14 protein-coding genes are annotated in these 20,678 nt (G+C 43.4%); 3 read left to right on the forward strand and 11 right to left on the reverse strand.

Annotated elements, in window-relative coordinates; genetic code table 11:
- Positions 1-15: 15 nt before the first annotated feature.
- Entirely contained in the window at positions 16-1,923 is a 1,908-nt protein-coding gene (locus tag C0033_RS24580) for an alkaline phosphatase family protein (RefSeq protein WP_103230495.1), read from the reverse strand.
- Between the two features lie 242 nt (positions 1,924-2,165).
- Between C0033_RS24580 and C0033_RS24585 the strand changes: the two genes are divergently transcribed.
- Entirely contained in the window at positions 2,166-3,041 is an 876-nt protein-coding gene (locus tag C0033_RS24585) for a DUF368 domain-containing protein (RefSeq protein WP_242984589.1), read from the forward strand.
- Between the two features lie 83 nt (positions 3,042-3,124).
- On the opposite strand, the gene C0033_RS24590 is transcribed toward C0033_RS24585, so the two are convergent.
- The gene (locus tag C0033_RS24590; protein ID WP_103230497.1) at positions 3,125-3,556 is read right to left on the reverse strand and encodes a zinc-ribbon domain-containing protein; all 432 of its coding nucleotides are present in this window, start codon (positions 3,554-3,556) and stop codon (positions 3,125-3,127) included.
- A 239-nt stretch (positions 3,557-3,795) separates the two neighbouring features.
- Here C0033_RS24590 and C0033_RS24595 point away from each other — a divergent pair, with 239 nt between their 5' ends.
- Both C0033_RS24595 and C0033_RS24600 read left to right on the forward strand, forming a co-directional pair.
- Positions 3,796-4,569: an SDR family oxidoreductase gene (locus tag C0033_RS24595; protein WP_103230518.1), complete on the forward strand. Its 774-nt coding sequence runs from the start codon at positions 3,796-3,798 to the stop codon at positions 4,567-4,569.
- A gap of 25 nt (positions 4,570-4,594) precedes the next feature.
- Positions 4,595-4,933 carry a hypothetical protein gene (locus C0033_RS24600; RefSeq protein ID WP_103230498.1) on the forward strand — a complete coding sequence of 113 codons (339 nt, stop codon included), beginning with the start codon at positions 4,595-4,597 and terminating at the stop codon, positions 4,931-4,933.
- An 86-nt stretch (positions 4,934-5,019) separates the two neighbouring features.
- On the opposite strand, the gene C0033_RS24605 is transcribed toward C0033_RS24600, so the two are convergent.
- The 9 genes from C0033_RS24605 to nifJ all read right to left on the reverse strand — a co-directional run bounded on the left by C0033_RS24605 (position 5,020) and on the right by nifJ (position 20,674).
- On the reverse strand, positions 5,020-6,228 hold the full coding sequence (locus tag C0033_RS24605; RefSeq protein WP_103230499.1) for an ABC transporter permease: 1,209 nt from the start codon (positions 6,226-6,228) through the stop codon (positions 5,020-5,022).
- A complete protein-coding gene (locus C0033_RS24610; protein ID WP_103230500.1) occupies positions 6,225-6,974 on the reverse strand; it encodes an ABC transporter ATP-binding protein in 750 nt (249 codons plus the stop codon). The genes C0033_RS24605 and C0033_RS24610 overlap by 4 nt, the downstream gene beginning before the upstream one ends.
- Positions 6,975-6,984: 10 nt before the next feature.
- The gene (locus tag C0033_RS24615; protein WP_103230501.1) at positions 6,985-8,304 is read right to left on the reverse strand and encodes an efflux RND transporter periplasmic adaptor subunit; all 1,320 of its coding nucleotides are present in this window, start codon (positions 8,302-8,304) and stop codon (positions 6,985-6,987) included.
- Between the two features lie 2 nt (positions 8,305-8,306).
- The gene (locus C0033_RS24620; RefSeq protein WP_103230502.1) at positions 8,307-10,454 is read right to left on the reverse strand and encodes a DUF6449 domain-containing protein; all 2,148 of its coding nucleotides are present in this window, start codon (positions 10,452-10,454) and stop codon (positions 8,307-8,309) included.
- Positions 10,429-11,328 carry an ABC transporter ATP-binding protein gene (locus tag C0033_RS24625; RefSeq protein WP_103230503.1) on the reverse strand — a complete coding sequence of 300 codons (900 nt, stop codon included), beginning with the start codon at positions 11,326-11,328 and terminating at the stop codon, positions 10,429-10,431. The genes C0033_RS24620 and C0033_RS24625 overlap by 26 nt, the downstream gene beginning before the upstream one ends.
- A complete protein-coding gene (locus C0033_RS24630) occupies positions 11,294-11,701 on the reverse strand; it encodes a GntR family transcriptional regulator (RefSeq protein WP_103230504.1) in 408 nt (135 codons plus the stop codon). The genes C0033_RS24625 and C0033_RS24630 overlap by 35 nt, the downstream gene beginning before the upstream one ends.
- Positions 11,702-12,777: 1,076 nt before the next feature.
- A complete protein-coding gene (locus C0033_RS24640) occupies positions 12,778-14,844 on the reverse strand; it encodes an EAL domain-containing protein (RefSeq protein WP_103230506.1) in 2,067 nt (688 codons plus the stop codon).
- Between the two features lies 1 nt (position 14,845).
- Positions 14,846-16,966 (reverse strand): GGDEF domain-containing protein, encoded by a 2,121-nt coding sequence (locus C0033_RS24645; RefSeq protein WP_103230507.1) that lies wholly within the window; start codon positions 16,964-16,966, stop codon positions 14,846-14,848.
- 168 nt (positions 16,967-17,134) lie between these two features.
- Positions 17,135-20,674 (reverse strand): pyruvate:ferredoxin (flavodoxin) oxidoreductase, encoded by a 3,540-nt coding sequence (nifJ, locus tag C0033_RS24650; RefSeq protein ID WP_103230508.1) that lies wholly within the window; start codon positions 20,672-20,674, stop codon positions 17,135-17,137.
- Positions 20,675-20,678 lie beyond the last annotated feature (4 nt).

Here is a 20,678-nt window from a genome sequence, read left to right on the forward strand (position 1 = left end):
TTAAAATCATCTCTGTTACGGCAACATTTCCGCTTCTCCCAATGCCACCTTATCTCTTCCTATCTGCATGACTGTCAGCTCCACTTCATCATCCTCCGCCTTCTTTTCCGGCAGATCCCTGGCTATGATCAGCTCCGGCCACACATACATGGTATCCACCGCTTTTCCATTCATGCACACTTTGGAATACTGGTTAAAGTTTTTCCCATATACCAAAAGATTGGGCTTATTATAGATGATCTTTTCCACCACAATCGGATCAATTCCCATCTGCAGGTCCGTTGCCTCATAGGGCAGTTCCTTATCATAGATCTCACGATCGCCATAGAGCATATCGTATTCCAGCACCTGCATATCGGTTAAATATTTCTCTTCATCCATATTCTTTTTGCTCAGGAAATTCTGATGGTACCGGATCATGGTGCCTTCGTGGATACCGACCATATTCAGCACATAAGAGGACAGCTGGTAAGATTCCACATTTCTCTTTTCCACAGGAAGATTCATATTATTCCAAACGACATAAGGCGTTTCAAACAGAGTTTTATTCCTCATTTCATCCTCATCCCATTCAAATCCGGGCAGATGGTCTCCGTACATCACAACCACAGTGGGTTCCGGACGGATGCTCAAGGTCAATAGGAGCTCCCTGATAAACAGATCCATCTCATGAATCTGGCTGCAGTAATATTCAAAATCAGGATAAGCCCCATGGCCCTGTACGGAAATTGTATAGATAAAATCCTGATTCGGCGTTGAGTCCAGCGCTTTCACGATCTCGCCCACCAATATCCTATCTTTACACCAGCCCGTAGGGTTGCGTTCAATATTATACATATACTCGATTGGCGTAAAAGTATCAAATCCCAACTGTGCAAACACCATATTGCGGTCATAAAATGTGCCTTCGTTGTTGTGAATGGCATGGGTGGAATATCCCAGTTCCTTCAGATCAAAAGCAGTGCTTTCGCAAACCGTTTTTTTAAGAATTGTTTTATAAGGATATTCTCCCGGCCCAAAAAAGTCCAGATTCATACCTGTAATGCATTCAAATTCCGTATTGGCCGTTCCCGCGCCTACTGAAGGAACCTTTAAATAACCGCTGGGGAATTTTGTTCTCAAATACCTGAAATATGGAATCGGATCTTCTTTTACCAGACTTTTTTCCCAATCCATCGGGTCAAAAAAGGATTCCAGCTGGATCATGATCACATTGGGAGTCTTATTCTCCGCAATTCCGTAGGTATGAGTTGGTATCAATTCCTTCTGTTCAATGGTGGCCACAATCTCCTCGCTGTAATCATCCGGTTTCGGTATTCCTATATTAAAAATCGAATTGGTAAAGCAATAGGGAAATCCGTAATCCTGATATGCCTGGCCAATATTTCCAAACTTAACGGAAACCCAGCCCTGGCACATATATACCTTTGTAATCCCCAAGATCACTGCCGCTCCCCCAAAGGCGATCACAAAGGCTCTGGCATACGGAATTTTCTTCTTATATACCGGAGCTTTTTTCCATAAAAATACACACAGCCCCACTGCCGCCCCAATTCCCAAAACTGCCGCAATAATCATCGGCACGCTCATGTAAGCGGTGAGCATATTCAGTCCATACTTCGCCAGCCGGAAATCGGTGGCCGTAAACGGCGTTGTCCTGAAAATTAAAAGAAAACCGTTTATCACACCAAGCCCCAGCCACATTATGCTTACCAAAGCCATCAATGCAATCTTATGCTTTACCAGCCATACGAGCGTAAACGGAACCATAATAATCAGAGTATTCAGGAAAAATACTTCCGGACTGCCCATCACATAATAAAGCGTCTCCATAATGCTTTTGCGGCTGAACCATTCAATCAAAAAGTTAATTACGGCGGATAACAAAAATAATTTTGCATATCCTTTCGCTATTGTCTTCATAGTTCCTCTCATTCCCTTGCCAAAACCGATTCTGAATCCAATTTCGTTACGGCTGCGGGCTCAATCATTTTTCATTTTAAATCCGCTTTAGTCTACCACATTTTTCTTAAATTTTATATATCTTTTTTCTGATTTTTACAAAAAGATCTTTTCAAACTCTTAACTTGACTTTCTCTCCCCGTAACCATATAATTATCCCTGTGTAATTTCACAAAGAAAGGACTTATATTATGACTTTTATAATGGATACGATTAAAGGAATTTTTATCGGCATTGCCAACGTTATTCCCGGCGTCAGCGGTGGTACAATGGCAGTTTCTCTGGGAATTTATGATAAACTGATTTCCTCCATCTCCAACCTGCTGAAGGACTGGAAAAAGAGCCTTTTCACTCTTCTCCCTATTATAGTGGGATGCGGAATCGGCATATTGGGCTTCACCTATGCAATCGGCTATCTTCTGAGCGAACATACGTATCTCACCTGTATGACTTTCGTCGGATTAATTCTGGGCGGTATTCCGGTTCTCGTAAGGGCTTTAAAAACAAAGATGTCCGAAACCTCTTCCCGAATCGGTATAAGCGGAACCATCGCTTTTCTGCTTTTGTTTGCGGTTTCCGTCTGCCTTCCCCTTCTGAATCCTGAAAACGAGACTTTAAAATCTCTGACTGCCACGCCATCAACGATGATTATCCTGTTTATCGTCGGCATCATCGCTTCTGCAACCATGGTAATCCCCGGAGTCAGCGGATCTTTGGTGCTCATGATACTCGGTTATTATTACGGAATTCTGGATTCCATCAAATCCTTTTTAGAAGCATTAAAAGCATGGGACATGCCCGCTTTAACCAACGGTTTTCTGATTCTCTTTCCATTTGGAATCGGAGTACTTCTGGGCATCTTCCTGATCGCAAAGCTGATCACATTTTTATTTGAACGCTATGGCGTTCAGACCTATTGTGCAATCCTCGGTTTGATCGCGGCTTCACCATTCGCTATTTTTTACAACACCGGATTATTTGCACAGCTTTCCGGACTTTCCATTCTTGTAATCATCGGCGGACTTGTGTTAGCCGCTGCCGGAGCTGTAATCACATATGCATTAGGCGAAAAACATTAATCCTATGATATAAAAAACACGGACAACCGATGGTTTTACCATCCTTGTCCGTGTTTTTCATTTGCAGTATTCAAACATCCGGTTTATTCCGGATCTTCTTCTTCCACTTTCACTTCAATTGCCATAACTTCCGGCTCTTCCGTTGTTTCCTCTGCATCCGCATCTTCCAGACGGGCTCCGCATTTTCCGCAGAAAACCGCATCCTTATCGACTTTTGCGCCGCATTCAGCGCAGACGCGGGTTCCGTCCAGCTTCGAGATCATCTCTTCTAAAGATTCAATCTTTTTCATACGGCTCTTGATCTGGCCGAATTCTTCCATGTATGGATCTTCTGTCAGATTTTTATGTGCCTCATAATATGCTTTTCCAATCTTGGCATACGTTTCTTCAATAATGGACCTTTCAGAGGAAATCTGTGATTTTAACTGCATTACTTCAGTCATATCTTTTGCTTTATCCACAACTACTTTGCTTTTGTCTACGATCGTTTTTCCTAACTCTTCAAAAAATGTCATTTCAGCACCTCCTTTTCCTCACACCGTTTATTTTACTTGTTCGGAAAAAGAAAGTCAATCTATAATATCCGGCACAGACACGGAACGGACAAACTGTTACCATGGGTTTACTAATCTGCCAGCAGATTGTGAATATTTTATTTAAATTGACAAACATTTTAATAGATGCTATTATTTTTTCATACATTAATAACAATTACTGTTATTTATTAAACAGACTTTTAAAAGGAGGTATTACATTGAGTACATACGTAATTACCGGTGGAACTACCGGAATTGGCGCGGCCGCCCGAAAGATTTTACAGGACCAGGGACATGAAGTTTTTAATATTGATTATAAAGGCGGAGATTATCTGGCGGATCTCTCCACTCCGGAAGGCCGCCAGGGTGCGATTGATGAAGTTTTCCGCCGTTATCCTGACGGAATCGACGTTTTAATCTGCAATGCCGGAGTCGGCCCTACAGCGCCACCAAAAGCTATATTTGCGCTGAACTTTTTTGCCAGCGTTCAAATCGCAGAAGGTCTGCGCCCTCTGCTGAAGAAGAAACACGGAAACTGCGTTGTAACTTCTTCCAACTCCATCACCAATATGACTGTCCGCATGGATTTAGTGGATATGCTCTCTAACGTTATGGATGAAGAACGCGTTCTGGAATATGCGCAGGATATACCAAGGGAACAGACGCCTTCCTGCTACAGTTCTTCCAAGCGCGCTTTGGCCCGCTGGGTACGGCGTATCTCCCCATCCTGGGCTGTGGACGGCCTGCGCATCAATGCAGTAGCCCCCGGCAATACCACAACCCCAATGACCCAGGGAATGACAGAAGCTCAGATGGATAAAGCTCTTTTGATTCCGATTCCCACCCGTTATGGACGTAAAGAGTTTCTGGATGCGGAAGAAATTGCCAACGGTATCGTATTCCTGGCATCCCCTCTCGCAAGCGGCATTAATGGAATCATTCTGTTCGTAGACGGCGGTATCGATGCACTGCTCCGCTCCGAGCAGGTATAATCAGAAGGAAATGGAGGACAATTCTATGACGATTTTAGAGCAATATATTGATTGTATGCAAAAAGGCGACGAGGTAGCTCTGGCCGATCTGTTCAACGAATACGGAGTGCTTCACGATTCCTCCGTCACAAAAGCCGGTATGGACACCATCCACCTGGAAGGAAAAATGGCGGTGGAAATGATGTTTCATCACAAATTCGGTTTCAACGGCGGCCCATTTAAAATCCGCAGCGTCAAATACACAGGCGATGACGTGGTATGGTATTTCATCACCTATCAGGATCACGTAATCCCGGTCACCGCTTTCCTTACAGAAACTGACGATGAGGGTAAAATTAAACGGTTGAATATCTATCCGCTTTAGTTAGAATGATATACAGGAAAAGGAAGGGAAAACTGCGGCAGACGGCCCCGGTTTTCCCTTCCTTTTTTCATCTTAAAACAAAATACTTATTCATATCTCAGCGCATCAATCGGGTCCGCCTTAGCTGCCTTTGATGCCGGATATATTCCAAAGAAGATTCCTACGATGGCAGAAAAAGATACTGCCATTAAAACCACGGATGGTTTAATCACGACCCTGACCTGCAGAGCCGCTCCGCCAATGGACACCAATCCCACGCCGATCATCGTGCCTATGATTCCACCGCAAGCTGACAGAATCGCCGATTCAGTCAGGAATTGGATCAGCACATCCCTTGTTCTGGCTCCCAAAGCTTTTCGTATACCGATCTCTCTGGTACGCTCTGTAACAGACACCAACATGATGTTCATGATGCCGATACCGCCTACCAACAGGGAAATAGCCGCTATGCCACCTACCGCAATGGACAAACCTCCCATCATGCTATCCCAGTTTCCCAATTCATCCTGGGCAGAATAGAACGTTATCTCACTGGTGGGGCGTCCCTTCTGTTTAGCCACATAGTCCTTCATCTTCTGTTCCAGTATCTTCATATTGGTTCCTTCTTTTGCAAAGAAGTTCAGCTGTGAAAAATAATCATTAGGCCAGGTTAAAATCGTATATGGAATATAACCTGATTTCGTGTCTCCGCTTCCCATCATCATGGCCTGAATCGGCGTCTGTTTAATCCGGTAGATACCCACGACCGTGTATTCCGAAGTATTGCCGTAGATGGTGGCCCGAAAACTCTGTCCCACCGGATTTTCCATTCCGAACAATTCCTGGGCACCCTTTTCCTCCAGCACCACATTATTTTTTCGTCCCAGAATATCCGACTTGTTTAAGTTCCTTCCCGCGACGATATTCACTTCCATCACATCCGGGTAATTATAATCAATTCCCTGAAAATCATATTTCAATTTTTTTCTTCCGTTTATCGCATCCGTACTCACAAAAGCGTTGCTGTCCACATAATCCAAATCATCTGCAAATACCTCTTTTACCCGTTCCAAATCATCCAAGGTAAAATAATCCGTCTGCCTGAAATCATCCACATACCAGCTGACATAGACGAGAGCCCTTGTTATTCCCACATCTTTATAAAGATCCGCAAACATAGCCCTCATGCTGTCTCCAATGGAAACGATGGAAATAACAGAACCAATGCCGATAATAATTCCCAGCATGGTGAGGAAGGACCGCATCTTATTGGCTTTAATGGCATGAAATGCCATGCTCATATTTTCTAAGATCATTCCGTCACCTCCTCGTGAACATTCAATATATCACTTAAAACTTCGCCGTCCCGGAACCGTATAATCCGGTCCGTAAATGCTGCGATATCCTCTTCATGGGTTACCACGACTACAGTGGCTCCGGCTTGATGAAGTTTGCTGAACAGCTGCATGATTTCAACCGAAGATGCGGTGTCTAAGTTACCGGTCGGCTCATCCGCCAGAATTAGAGGCGGTTCGTTAGCCAATGCCCTGGCGATTGCCACCCTTTGTCTCTGGCCTCCGGAAAGTTCATTGGGCATATGCATACAGCGTTTTCCCAAGCCCACTTGTTCCAAAAGTTCGAATGCCCGTTCCCGCCGTTCTTTTCTGGATTTTCTCGCATAAGTCATAGGCAGCTCCACATTTTTCAGAGCCGACGTACGTGAAATCAGGTTAAAGGACTGGAAAACAAACCCGATTTTCTTATTCCTGATCTCAGACAATTCATCCGGATTCATACAGGCGGTATCAATGCCGTCCAGATAATAATGACCGAGTGTAGGACGGTCCAAACATCCCAGAATATTCATCAACGTAGATTTTCCGGAACCGGACTGACCCATAATTGCCACAAATTCTCCCCGCTTTATGGTGAGATTGATCTTTTTAAGTCCTAATACCTTTATCGCTCCAGTATCATATATCTTTACCAGATTTTCCAATTTAATCAGTTCTTCTGATGTTTCTTCAGGCTGTGCGATCCGTTTTTTCTTACTGCCAAACATTACGCCCTCCTTATCCCGGCATTACAGCCACAGCCATACCGTCTTCAAAGTTTCCGCTCGGATTGGTCACGATCATCATGTTCTCTTCCAGTGAAGCTTCATCCTTTGGTATCACCTCTACCTGAATATCACTTTCTACGCCTGTTTCCACCGGAATCATCTGTATAATTCCATTTTTTACAGCCGATATGTAAGTACCGTCCTCTTTCTGAATCAATGATGTAACAGGAACGACCCAGGTGTCTTTTGATTCATTTATTAAAATCTGGGCTTTCGCCGTAATTCCGGCTATCAGTCTGGAATTGTTATCGTTAATTCTCACGGTCGTTGGAATCACCCGCTCCGTCGATCCGCCGCCCTTTTCTTCTCCGGTAGGCGATATCTTAACCACTTCTCCCGGCACACTTTCCCCGTTCAAAATATCTGCGCTGATCTCAACCGGCTGCCCGATCTGAACCTTGCCGATGGAATATTCGCTGATATTAATTTTCATCTCCAGAACTTCCAGGTTTTCGATGATAAAAATCGGTTTATCATCTTCCGTCGTATCCGCAAAACGTCCTACCTTGGTATTCACGCGGACAACGGTTCCATCGATGGGACTCTTAATCTCCGTGTCTTCCAAGTTTTTCTTTTTCCTGTCCAGTTCAAATTCCGCATTCTTTATCTGAAGCGCATAGGAATCGTCTGCAACCGGTTTTCCGTCTTTTAAGTTGTAAGTACGGATCTGCCGTTCACTCTCTTCCATCGCCGCTTTTGCCGCATCCAGATCCACCTGTGACACTCCGCCGCTTTGGAACAGAGCTGCTGACCGCGTATAATTATCTCTGGCATCTTTTAAAGCCTGAAGGGCATTGGCATAACCATTTTCCGCCAGAATCTGCTGTTCGTTATAATTTGCCACAGCCAAATCATAGGAGTTCTGCGCAATATCCACTTCCTTCTGAATATCGGTACGATCTAAAATTGCTAAAATCTGCCCCTCTTTTACTTTGTCTCCCTCTTTTACCGGCATCTCCACAATTTCCGCATGCAGGTTTGATACAACATCCACACTGTCCGTTCCCTCTACAGGACCATTTACCTGCAATTGTTCCTCAATATCGCCGCGGCTCAAAGGAACGGTGCTTACAAAAGCCTGCGCAGCCGGCCCTTTGCTCATGGATTTTATCACGATAAACAGCACAATAACGACCGCAGCCGCACCGGTCAGAATTTTTCGTTTACGGCTCCATTTTTTTCTGGTTTTCTTCTTTTTCTCACTTGTTCCCGGCTCCATTAACCGTTCTAATTCTTTGTCAAATTCTTCTGTCTTCTTGATCTCTTCCATCTCTATTCCCCAATTCTCTGCTTCACAAATTCTGGTATCTGTCCTGCTTTAAAATAATATTCATATTCCCGGGTGATTCCCTTTTTTTCAAACCGGATGCTCATATCCGTGTCATAGTCCAGCTCCTGAAACGAATTATAATCCGAATATTCTGCCAAAACAACGTGTTTCATTATTTCTTCTATCTGTTTTGGATCACGGAAAATAACCGGATCATTCCCGGACCTTCTGCTCCTCACCGATATGCTTTCTGCAAGGAAGCCGTCTAAACTATCTTTTGTATCCACTCCATTTTCCGTCAAAAGCTCAAGCGTCTTTTCAAAAGACGGATAAACCGGATAATACTCCACGTCGCCGATTAAGCCATAATAATACCGGTAATCACTGATCTGCTCTCTTTGGGCCCACTCAAGCGCAGGTACTTCTTCTTTTTTTACAAAACGTATGACACCCACAGGGTTCTCCGACGTGAGCTCTTCCCAGCTCCGATTCATCCACTCCTCCTGATAGGTTTTTAATATCTCAGACACCAGTTCAGGTGAATCCTGATGCAGTCTGGATTCCTTTCCCATATTTTTATTTTTTCTGTATACAATATAAGCGGTTTCTTCCCCTGTTTGGTTTAAAACCGGAAAAGTTCCTTTTTGATATCCCTCTGACATGCAGAGCGCTTTAATGCTCTCTTCCGCCTTATCAAACGAAATATGATAATTACGGCTTGCCGCCCTGTTTCCCTTCAGATAGTATTTAATCGAAACATCCGTATAGATGCGGTCTCTTTCATTCTCGTCGTCCATATCGTACACAGATATGCCGCCCTTCGCTCTTATCTCATTGTTCCGTTCAATTCCTGCCTGAGCCAGTTTGAGCGCCGCCGACGGATCTGTAATTCTCATATGTTCCTCTTTGTAACTATTAGAATTCTCAGAACTCCAACGATAGCTCCCGTCCTCATTGGGAATAATGCTCCCATAATCTACCCAACTGTTAAGCCTAGAAAATTTCACCGTAACATTGGAAACCTTATCCGCCTCAGGAACATATTTATCATATCCAAATAAATCAAAGCGGAATACCAGCAATATTAAAAGGGAAGCCGCTATACAGCCCAATAACTGAATCTTATGTCCAAACAACTGCTTAAAATCAAAATTATAGATGATCTCAATTACGCAATGGGAAATAATACATCCACAAAGCATACAGAATATGGCCCATCCCAGATTATTTCTTAACCCCCATCCAAATACTTCCATAAAAATGGAACAGAGCATTACAAGAATAATGCGGATTACAGGCTTTGTGACAGGAAATGCCATGGCCTTCCCCGCCGCTTCCGACGGCCTCTTTTTATAAAGAAACAGCCCCAGTGCCATCAGCACTGCAAATGCCCCCAAAGCCGCTGCAATACGTCCGAGCTGAATTCCATAATATTCATATCCTGCTACGGAATTTAAATATGCGGAAACCGGAGAAAACTCAATAAGAAAATCCCTCAGAAAGTTTTCTGATCTGGAATAGGTCCAAAACCAGGTATAAAAACAACTTTCCATAACCGATACGAAAAATGGGACAACAGAAAAAAATATTAAACTCCCCATAAATCCTACCACCCGGTTTCCGGTCATCATCATCACAACAACGACTGTGCTGTATATCAAAAGATAATAGGTCATATGCATGGCATATCCCTTTGTTCCTTCTGAAAACAGCGTGAGGAAATCCGCACCGTTGGAAACCGCTATCCCAATTCCTGCAACTAAAAACACTGCATAGGGCAAAGCTACAAGCCAAATCCCATTAATATAATTGGCAAAATAAAGTTTTTCTCTTTTCACCGGAATGCTGTGATAAAAATCCACCTTATTTTTAAAATTCAAATAAGAAAAGCTGGTCATACCGCAAACCATAGCCATAACTATGGTCATAAAAGCCAAAAAACCATTTTTTGCACTTATCAAATTAACAATATCCGCCTGATACTTTAAGACCCACTCCGCCCCATCATAAAATTCTTTATTCTCTCCCACCAGATATACCGTTGCGACAGGAAATGTAAAAAGGAAAAATAAAATCACCAGCGCTAACGTCCATAAACGGCCCTTCAAATCTTCATAAGATAACTTAAAAAATAAGTTTTTTGATGTCATATCCGACTACCTCCGTTTCACTGATAAAAATTTCCTCCAATGATAGTGGGATCATCTCATAAAATACCGGATTAACCGCTTCCATAACATTCTCCACTTCGAAAGCCGCTCCTCTTACGGTCAACGTGCACAAACGCCCCCGTTTTTCAATCTTAATCACATGAAGAGCGATTAAATCTTCCGGTTCCATCCCTTCCGGCAGCACACACTGTACCTTATGAATACTGGTTTTCATATCATCCAAATCCTTTGACAAAAGGATTCCGCCTTTATGCAAAAGCCCCACATGATCACAAATATCTTCCAATTCCCTCAGGTTATGGGAGGCTATAATCGGCGTCAGATTCCGTTCCTCCATATCATTTGCAAATATGCTCTTTACCGCCTGGCGCATTACCGGATCCAGACCATCAAATGTTTCATCACAGAAAAGGTAGTCCGTATTGGCGCATACTCCGCAAATCACGGAAACCTGCTTTTTCATTCCCTTTGAAAATGTATTAATCTTTCTCTTTTCATCCAATCCAAAACTCGCCATAAGATTGTGAAACCGTATCTCGTCAAATTTGGGATATACGTTTCTGTAGTAAATCATCATATCTTTCGGCGTTGAATTGTTAAAAAAATACTGTTCATCCGATATGTAAAAAAACCGTGCCTTTACCGCTTCATTTTCATACACAGGAACTCCATCAATCATAATCTGGCCGCCGTCCGGTTTGAGCACTCCGCTGGCCATTCTTAAAAATGTACTCTTTCCCGCCCCATTCGTCCCGATCAGTCCGAGAACGCTTCCATCCTTAATCGTCGCATTGATATTATCCACAGCCACAATATCATCAAACCGCTTGGTTAGGTTTATCGCTTCTATCATCCTTCATTCCTCCCACGCACCAGTATTCATCCACTTTCCTATGCAGTTCTTCACAGGTGATTCCTGCCTGACATGCATTCTGTACAGCCGTTTTAAACTGTTTGTCGATTTCCATCAGCTTCTTTTCACGGATTACAGTCTGATCGGCTACAAAACTCCCTTTGCCTTTAACCGGATATATGTACCCGTCTCTCTCCAACTGTGCATATGCTCTCTGAATCGTGTTCGGATTAATGGACAGCTCAGTCGCCAGACTCCGCACGGACGGAAGCTGGGTATTCTGTTCAAACACTCCGCAAACTATTAATTCCTGCAGTTTTTCCACCACCTGCTCATATATCGGACGCCGGTCTTTATAATCTAATATAACCATTCCCATCTTCCTTCCAACTGTATTAATACTCTTAATACACAAAGTATAGGAAATCAAACCCCACTTGTCAATTATCACCAGCTTACGTATTTCTTAATATTCTCCCCCGCACCAGCCTTAGACTGCAAATCTTTATTTAGTTAACTAAGGTACGCCGGAAAGAAGGGGAAGCCCAGGCGGGCGGCGGAAGTAATCAGCGAAATGGGATTCGGGATTCGCCCCTAAGATGTACTAAGACCCGCAAGGACAAAAAGAGACAGGACCGCGCCCATTCGCAGTGAACTCCTTATGACTTCACTGCTCAAGGGGCGCTTAGAACCTGATTCGGAATTCAGTTTCTACCTGTCTCTTTTTGTCCTTACGGATCTAAGTACATCTAAGGGGTTCCATACGATCCCATTTCGCTGATTACTTCCGCCGCCCGCCTGGGCTTCCCCTTCTTTCCGGCTGTTGCTTGGCTGGCTAAGGATAAAAAGATTTGGTGGATGGAGTAGTTTTTTACATCAACCGTGAAGGAATTTTCAGAAATGCCTTGAGGATTTAATGTAAAGGGTGAGGTCTTTACGCTAAATGCCTTGACGTTTAAAGTAAAACATGAAAGCATTTCAGAAAATCCCTTCACGATCTACGTAAATGTAGTGCTATATAAATACCTACACACCAATATTGTTTTTAACCAGGCCAGCGAAAATCAGCCCGGAATCGGGATTCGGAGCCGGAAGACGAAGGTCGGAGGGGCCGTCCGGGCCGGGGAAGGAAGATGCAGACAGATCGGATCGTATGGAACCCCTTTAGAACAACTTAGGCCCGTAAGGGCAGAATGAGGCAGGTAGAAACTGATTTCCGTGTCAGTTTCTAAGGCGCCCTTGAGCAGCGAAGTCATAAAGAGTTCACTGCGAATGGCGCCGGCCTGCCTTGTTCTGTCCTTACGGGCCTTAGTTGTTCTTAGGGGCGAATCCCGAATCCGATCTGTCTGCATCTTCCTTCCCCGGCCCGGACGGCCCCTCCGACCTTCGTCTTCCGGCTCCGAATCCCGATTCCGGGCGTACCTTCCGCCACCCCCGTTAAATAACAATTTACTGCATTTTACGTAATTGTTCAAAGGGGACTGCTGGACTGTAAAGATAGCCTTGGTATAGATCGCAGCCAAGAAGGTGAAGCTGGTCACGGATTTTTTCATTTTCTACAAATTCTGCTATGATTTCGAAATCCAGTTTTTGCCCCAGATTGATGATGGATGCTATGATTCCCCGGATTCGCTCGTTTTCAGTAATTTGTCTGACAAGTTCTCCGTCTAATTTAACGATGTCGAAGCTATTGTCTTTTAAATACTTTAAGGAAGTCTTTCCCATGCTGAAATCATCGACTGCAGCTATAATTCCGTTCTTCTTTAACCGGCTGATATTGGCAGTAATGGTCATCATGGAGTCGATGGATGTTTCTTCCGTAACTTCGAGACAGAAATACCCCTGAACACCTGCATCTGCGGCCATCTTTATGGTCATATCGATGAAATGAATATCATTCAGCTGCTCTGCGGTGACATTGACTGAGATATTTATCGCTTTTCCGTCTTGGATAAGGGTGGAACAATCTTCCATGGCTTTTTTCATAATGCACCAGGTTAAGCGGTCATAAAAACCGTCTTCCTGAGCCAGGGCTACAACCAGGGGCGGGTATACATTTTGGTCCATATATTTCCACCGCATCAAAGCTTCTGCTCCTGCCATGCCTTTTCCATAATAATATTGGGGCTGATATCCTAACGGTACCTTTTCCTCTTCCACGTCAATTCGTAATTGGGCCACCAGATTTTTTGCCAGCACACCTAAACTGTCATGGCGGTCCAACAGATCAAGAGGTTCCCCGTTCTGTAATTTTGCCTTCACTTCATCGGTCAATTCATCCAGAATAACCTTGGCCTGATTCCGGCGTATCTGATCTGAAATCTTCACAAACGGCGCATAGATCACAGTCCCTACAGCGATAATCATCAGCTGCACCAAAACACCGTTTATGGTGCCGGTAGCCAGATAACCGCTGAAGAAAACGGGAGTCGTCCACGTCACGGTTTTCATCACAACAGGAATAATCCCCAACACGGTCGCTCCATATGCGATAAACAGCGCACAAAGAGGGGTTAAAATAAAGGGGATTACCATAACCGGGTTCAATACAACCGGAAGTCCGTAAACCAGAATTTCATTGATGTTAAAAAAGATAGCCGGTGCGGCCGAACATGCCAGCTGTCTGTTTCCTTTCCCCTTTGTGAACAACAGCAATGCAAAAACCAGACAAATAGAGGTTCCGCACCCTCCGATCAATGAAAAATTATCTAAAAATGATTTAGATATGATGGCCGCTGACGCATCGGCCGGCACCAAATATGCCTGAGCAACGGTATCCATCGCATTTCCGCCATGAATTCCGAATACCCAAAGCAAATTTAAAACAAAAATATAAAGAGCTCCTACCGGTAATTCACCGGATAAATGGTTAAATACTCTGACGATAGAATTTGTGATCAATTCATTCAGGTTGTCTTGATGGAACACTTTATTAATGAACAGATTCAAAACAATAAAAGCGATCATACAAAGAAACAACGGTATAATGGTTGAAAAGGAATTTCTGTAGTCCAGGTCTGATCCCCTCGCATGAAAGCGGAATCCTTCTGAAATTACGGAATACAGATAATAGAACAGCTTTGTAGCCGCAACGGCTGCAAATATGGCCGTAAATACTCCTATTGAACCAAAATTGGCAAATTCTATGGTGCCGTCCGGTCCTCGGAACAGGATCATAAAGCAAGCCATCGAAATCACCATGGCTATTACCTTTAAAAAATAGTCTTTTATTTTCATTGTTCCGGAATAATAATAGCTGATGCTCATAACCAGATAAACGGACATAAATCCCACAGTGGCATCAAAAAGAAAGTCTAAAAGCTCGGTAATGATTCCACCTGCCCAGACCGCAGTCCAATTCTGAAATTCCGGTATTGGAAAATTCTTGATTAATACCGAAAATGCTCCGATCAGAAAGATAGGAATCAGCAGGATAAAACCACGTCTGATCGAAGCAATAATACTATTATTTTCAATTTTGTATGTCAGCTTGAGAAGCTTTGCATACACATCCATCCTATTCCACTCCGCCTTTTATATACTTATTTGTGAAGTGTTCGATCGATAACGGCCTGTCGAAATAATATCCCTGCCCAATGTCGCATTGATATTGTTCCAACAGATCTCTCTGCTCAAGCGTTTCTATCCCTTCCGCCACAGAATGATCCAAATTCAGATCTTTACACATCTTAATTGCATGCTCTGTAACAACCCTGGATCTTTTATTGCTTTCCAGATGATCGATTAAACTCTTATCCAATTTAATTTCATTAAAATCCATAGAAGTTAATATGGCCAGATTTGAATACTCGGAACCAAAATCATCCAGTGAGATGGAAAATCCTACCCCCTTCAATTCCTGAATCAAATGGAACAGCTCGCTTTGCTGCATGGTTCCTATACTTTCCGTCACTTCTATATCAATCCATTTTGTTTCCACTTGGTACCGTTGGCAGACATTGACCAGTTTTTCCACGATATCATGTTCCATAAGGGTGACACGAGATAAGTTAACTCCTATTTTCAGGCCTATACCCCTTTCACATCTCCAACTGGACAACAGCTTGCATACGGTTTCCAGCACAAAAAAGTCCACATGCCGGATAATTCCCTCCGCTTCATATCTCGCAATAAAACGCGACGGAGGAACCAGATTTCCTGACACGTCTCTCCGGCGCACCAATGCCTCTGCTCCTGTAATCTTTCCGGTTTTCAGCTCAATCTTGGGCTGAAGATAAACCACAAAACATCCTTCTGAGATCTCGCGAATCAATTCCTTGGAAAGATTGGCGTGATAGTTGCTGATTTCACTTATCTGTATTCCGTAATAAGTCTGCTTATCAATATACATCAATTCATCGGCATGAGTGATCTGTTTTGATACGTCCACATTGCAGCCGCCCCAGTTCACACCGATTGAAATACACAGTTCCTCATCGCTTTTTGCCAGCATTCTCAGCCTGTGCACCTGTTCCTCAAATTCCTTTTGGTCTGCGTCAGGGCACAGCACAACAAACTCGTCTCCGCCGATCCTGTAGATGTTTCCCCGGAACAGCCGCTTCAGACAGTCCGCCACGTGAACGATTAAGTAATCCCCATACTGATGTCCATGAGTATCGTTTGCTGTTTTCAGTCCATTAATATCCACAAATACAATGCCCAGCGTGTCCGGAGGATTCTGTTCAAAACTGTTGACCATCTGCATATATTTATGCCGGTTTTCCAACCCTGTTAAGCCGTCTGTATAGCTTAAATAAGTCAGTTGATTCATCAGTTTCCGTTTGTTAATATCATTGATAATAAAAGATGCGACAGAGCGCATCAATGTCATGGCATCCGTATTTTCAGAAGGATTGTCAACTCCTAAAAAACCGACGATCTTCCCTTCCCATCTAAGAGGAGCAGCCATCAGGCTTTGGATTCCCTGTGCTTCTAAAACTTCATATTCTGCCAAAGTTTTTACCGCATTTTTATCCAAAGAATCTATGTAAAATTCTCCAGTTCTTTCAAATTGCTCAAACCAGCTCTGCATTAGCCGGAAGGATACCCCCTGAAGTTTATCAATTTGAGGCGTTATTCCCTCTTTGCACCATTCATAAGTATTACTTACAACCTTTTCATCAAAATCAATTTCGAAAATATACGAACGGTCAGCACAGTGGTAATCACCGATTAATTTCAACAGTTGATTAATTGCCTGCTTTATATCAATATTCTGATTTAGGGTCTGAATACAGGCCACCAAAGTTTCTTCCGTATGAAGCTTCTTTTTCAATTGAGCGACTGCATTTTCCTTTTCCGTCATATCAACAGCCAGCTCTAAACGAAGTTTTTTCCCGTTAAAATGAATCAATCGGTCTTTAATGGAAAAGCATCGCCCCAACATCTGATTATAATGAGTCCAGTTAAAAAAATCCTGCTCCTTAATCTGATGATTGGTACAGAATGCACACGGCAATTCCTGATTTTGGAGAACCTTATAACAGGGCTTTTTCAGCCAGTCTTCAGGCACCGGATTACCCAGCACCTCTCTTGCTGCCCGATTTAAATAGAGCATCTCATAAGTGTCCGGATCCGCAATATACACAATGTCATTGCTTTCCTCTAAAACCAGAGCTGAAATTTCCTGATAAGTCATAAAGTGACACTTCTCCTCTCTCAATAGGTCTAATGGAATTATAAGCCCGCCATGTAGAAAAGTCCACTGTTTTCAACAAAGAATCCCATAGAAGGGATACAAAAAGCGCCAGGGAAAACTCCCTGGCGCCTTTCAACCGTTTGGACACAAATTACTTATTATATTGAATTAGTTGTTACCGTATAATGTAACAAGTTTCTGAAGATATTCATATCTTTCTTTCGCATCTGCTTCGTTTCTTGCGAACAATTCAGCTGCTCTTTCAGGATTCTTCATAGCTAAGGATGCGTAACGTACTTCACCCTTTAAGAAGTCCTGATATCCCTCTAACTTAGGAGCTTTGCTGTCTAAGGAGAACTTGTTCTCAGCAGCCGGGTTGTATCTGAAGTTGTTCCAGTAACCTGTCTCAACTGCCAGTTTCTCTTCTGTCTGAGCCTTGTCCATACCTTTCTTAATACCATGGTTGATACATGGAGCATAAGCGATGATTAATGATGGTCCCGGATAAGCTTCTGCTTCTGCAATTGCTTTAACAGTCTGAGCATAATCAGCACCCATAGCGATCTGTGCTACGTAAACATAACCATAGCTCATAGCGATGCTTGCAAGGTCTTTCTTCTTAACATCTTTACCGCCGGCAGCGAACTGAGCAACAGCACCTGTCTTGGTAGCCTTAGAAGCCTGTCCGCCTGTGTTGGAGTAAACTTCTGTATCATATACCATGATGTTGATATCTTTTCCGCTTGCTAATACGTGGTCTACACCGCCGAAACCGATATCATAAGCCCATCCGTCACCACCGAAGATCCACTGGGATTTCTTGGAAAGGAAGTCTTTATTCTTAACGATATCTTTGCAAACGTCGCAGTCAATACCTTCTAATGCAGCAACAAGTTTATCTGTAGCTGTACCGTTGGTAGCGCCGCATCCGAATGTATCTAACCATTCCTGGCAAGCTGCTTTGATTTCATCGGAAGACTGATCGGAAGCTAATACAGTTTCAACTTTAGCTTTCAGGCCGTCTCTGATTGCGTTCTGAGCAAGAAGCATACCATAACCAAACTCTGCGTTATCCTCGAATAAGGAGTTATCCCATGCAGGACCCTGTCCTTTTGCATTTACAGTGTATGGTGTGGATGGTGAAGAGTTACCCCAGATAGAAGAACATCCTGTAGCGTTAGCGATGTACATTCTGTCACCGAATAACTGTGTGATTAATTTAGCGTAAGGTGTTTCACCGCAGCCTGCACAAGCTCCTGAGAACTCAAGAAGAGGCTGTTTGAACTGGCTTCCCTTAACTGTGTTTTCTTTGAACTTAGCAACAACTTCTGTCTTGAATGGCAGAGACTGTCCATAAGCAAATACTTCCTGCTCGCCTAAGTTCTCTTCTAAGCCGCCCATAGTAAGAGCTTTCTCGCCCTTCTTTCCAGGACATACGTTAGCACAAGAACCGCAGCCTGTACAGTCAAGAGCTGAAACAGTCATGGAGAACTTGTAGCCCGGCATTCCTGTCATATCAAGAGTCTTCATATCTGCAGGTGCATTAGCTGCTTCGTCAGCTGTCATAGCTACCGGACGAATAACTGCATGAGGACATACGTATGAACAGAAGTTACACTGGATACAGTTGTCTGGGTTCCATACAGGAACTTTAACAGCGATACCACGTTTCTCATATGCGGAAGATCCTGATGGTGTGGAACCGTCTACATACTCTGTAAATGCGGATACTGGTAAGGAATCACCTTCCTGAGCGCTTACTTTGGTCTGAATGTTGTTAACGAAATCAACAACGTCTTTTCTTCCCTCAGTTACTGTCTTATAGTCAAGGCCTTCGTCTTCGCAGTTCTTCCAGTCTTCCGGAACTTCTACTTTAACAACTCCCTTAGCACCGGCATCAATAGCTGCCCAGTTCTTCATAACAACATCTTCACCCTTACGTCCGTAAGTAGCTTTTGCTGCTGCTTTCATCAGTTCGTTTGCTTTTTCAGCAGGAATGATTCCTGTTAATTCAAAGAATGCTGACTGAAGAATTGTGTTGATACGTGTTGGTCCCATACCGGTTTCAATACCGATCTTAACACCATCAATTGTATACAGGTTAATGTTGTGATCAGCGATGTATTTCTTTACCTGTCCCGGAAGATGTTTGTTCAGTCCATCCATATCCCATGGGCAGTTCAATAAGAATGTACCGCCGTCAACTAATTCCTGAGCCATGTTGTATTTACGAACATATGCAGGATTGTGGCAAGCCACGAAGTCAGCTCTGCGGATTAAGTATGTTGACTTAATTGGTGTATGTCCGAAACGTAAGTGGGACATTGTAACACCGCCGGATTTCTTTGAGTCATAATCAAAGTAAGCCTGAGCATACATATCTGTGTTGTCACCGATGATCTTGATGGAGTTCTTGTTAGCACCTACAGTACCGTCGGCACCAAGACCCCAGAACTTACAGTTTGTAGTTCCTTCTGGTGTTGTAACAAGAGGAGCGCCCAGTTCAAGAGATAAGTTTGTAACATCATCAACGATACCAACTGTGAATTTCTGTTTTTCTTTGTTGCCGAATACAGCTACGATCTGAGCCGGAGTTGTATCTTTGGAACCTAAACCATAACGTCCTGTGAATACAGGTGTGTCATTGAATTTGCTTCCCTTTAATGCAGCAACAACGTCTAAGTATAACGGCTCGCCTAAGGAACCTGGTTCTTTTGTTCTGTCTAATACGGAGATCTGTTTAACAGTTTCCGGAATAGCATTGATCAGAGCTTCTGCGCTGAATGGTCTGTAAAGACGAACTTTAACAACACCAACTTTAGCGCCTGAATTCTTGATCATGTAGTCGATTGTCTCTTCAATGGTATCATTAACAGAACCCATGGAGATGATTACATGCTCAGCATCAGCTGCACCGTAGTAGTTGAATAATTTATAATCGGTACCGATCTTAGCATTAACCTTGTCCATATATTTCTGTACGATTGCAGGAAGTGCATCGTAATATGGGTTACATGCTTCTCTAGCCTGGAAGAAAATATCCGGGTTCTGTGCAGAACCTCTCTGGCATGGATGATTTGGATTTAATGCATGCTTACGGAAAGCATCTACGGAATCCATATCTACCATCTCTTTTAAATCTTCATAATCCCATGTTTCGATCTTCTGGATCTCATGAGAAGTACGGAAACCGTCAAAGAAGTTGATGAAAGGAACTTTTCCTTCAAGAGCTGCCATATGAGCAACCGGAGTTAAGTCCATAACTTCCTGTACACTGGATTCACACATCATAGCGCAGCCAGTCTGACGGCATGCGTATACGTCGGAATGATCTCCGAAAATAGATAATGCATGGCTTGCTAAAGCACGTGCGGAAACGTTGAACACGCCTGGAAGCTGTTCACCGGCAATTTTGTATAAGTTTGGAATCATCAGTAACAGACCCTGAGAAGCTGTATAAGTGGTTGTTAACGCACCAGCTGCTAAGGAACCATGTACAGCACCTGCTGCACCGGCTTCAGACTGCATTTCTGTAATCTGTACTTTCTGTCCGAAGATATTAGTTCTTCCGTCTGTTGCCCATTCATCAGTAGCTTCTGCCATTGGTGAAGATGGGGTAATTGGATAAATAGCCGCTACATCAGTAAACGCATATGAAGCATGAGCTGCTGCATGGTTACCATCCATGGTTTTCATTTTTCTTGCCATTTGA

It is taken from the genome of Clostridium sp. chh4-2 (assembly GCF_002899675.1).
Lineage (GTDB): Bacteria > Bacillota > Clostridia > Lachnospirales > Lachnospiraceae > CHH4-2.

Excerpts from the sequence above, each read along its gene's own strand:
- C0033_RS24630 (WP_103230504.1), bottom strand. The coding sequence starts at position 11,701 with ATGGTTATATTAGATTATAAAGACCGGCGTCCGATATATGAGCAGGTG.
- C0033_RS24605 (WP_103230499.1), bottom strand. The coding sequence starts at position 6,228 with ATGATCTTAGAAAATATGAGCATGGCATTTCATGCCATTAAAGCCAAT.
- C0033_RS24600 (WP_103230498.1), top strand. The coding sequence starts at position 4,595 with ATGACGATTTTAGAGCAATATATTGATTGTATGCAAAAAGGCGACGAG.
- nifJ (WP_103230508.1), bottom strand. The coding sequence starts at position 20,674 with ATGGCAAGAAAAATGAAAACCATGGATGGTAACCATGCAGCAGCTCAT.
- C0033_RS24640 (WP_103230506.1), bottom strand. The coding sequence starts at position 14,844 with ATGGATGTGTATGCAAAGCTTCTCAAGCTGACATACAAAATTGAAAAT.
- C0033_RS24625 (WP_103230503.1), bottom strand. The coding sequence starts at position 11,328 with ATGATAGAAGCGATAAACCTAACCAAGCGGTTTGATGATATTGTGGCT.
- C0033_RS24580 (WP_103230495.1), bottom strand. The coding sequence starts at position 1,923 with ATGAAGACAATAGCGAAAGGATATGCAAAATTATTTTTGTTATCCGCC.
- C0033_RS24610 (WP_103230500.1), bottom strand. The coding sequence starts at position 6,974 with ATGTTTGGCAGTAAGAAAAAACGGATCGCACAGCCTGAAGAAACATCA.
- C0033_RS24585 (WP_242984589.1), top strand. The coding sequence starts at position 2,166 with ATGGATACGATTAAAGGAATTTTTATCGGCATTGCCAACGTTATTCCC.
- C0033_RS24590 (WP_103230497.1), bottom strand. The coding sequence starts at position 3,556 with ATGACATTTTTTGAAGAGTTAGGAAAAACGATCGTAGACAAAAGCAAA.
- C0033_RS24620 (WP_103230502.1), bottom strand. The coding sequence starts at position 10,454 with ATGACATCAAAAAACTTATTTTTTAAGTTATCTTATGAAGATTTGAAG.
- C0033_RS24645 (WP_103230507.1), bottom strand. The coding sequence starts at position 16,966 with ATGACTTATCAGGAAATTTCAGCTCTGGTTTTAGAGGAAAGCAATGAC.
- C0033_RS24615 (WP_103230501.1), bottom strand. The coding sequence starts at position 8,304 with ATGGAAGAGATCAAGAAGACAGAAGAATTTGACAAAGAATTAGAACGG.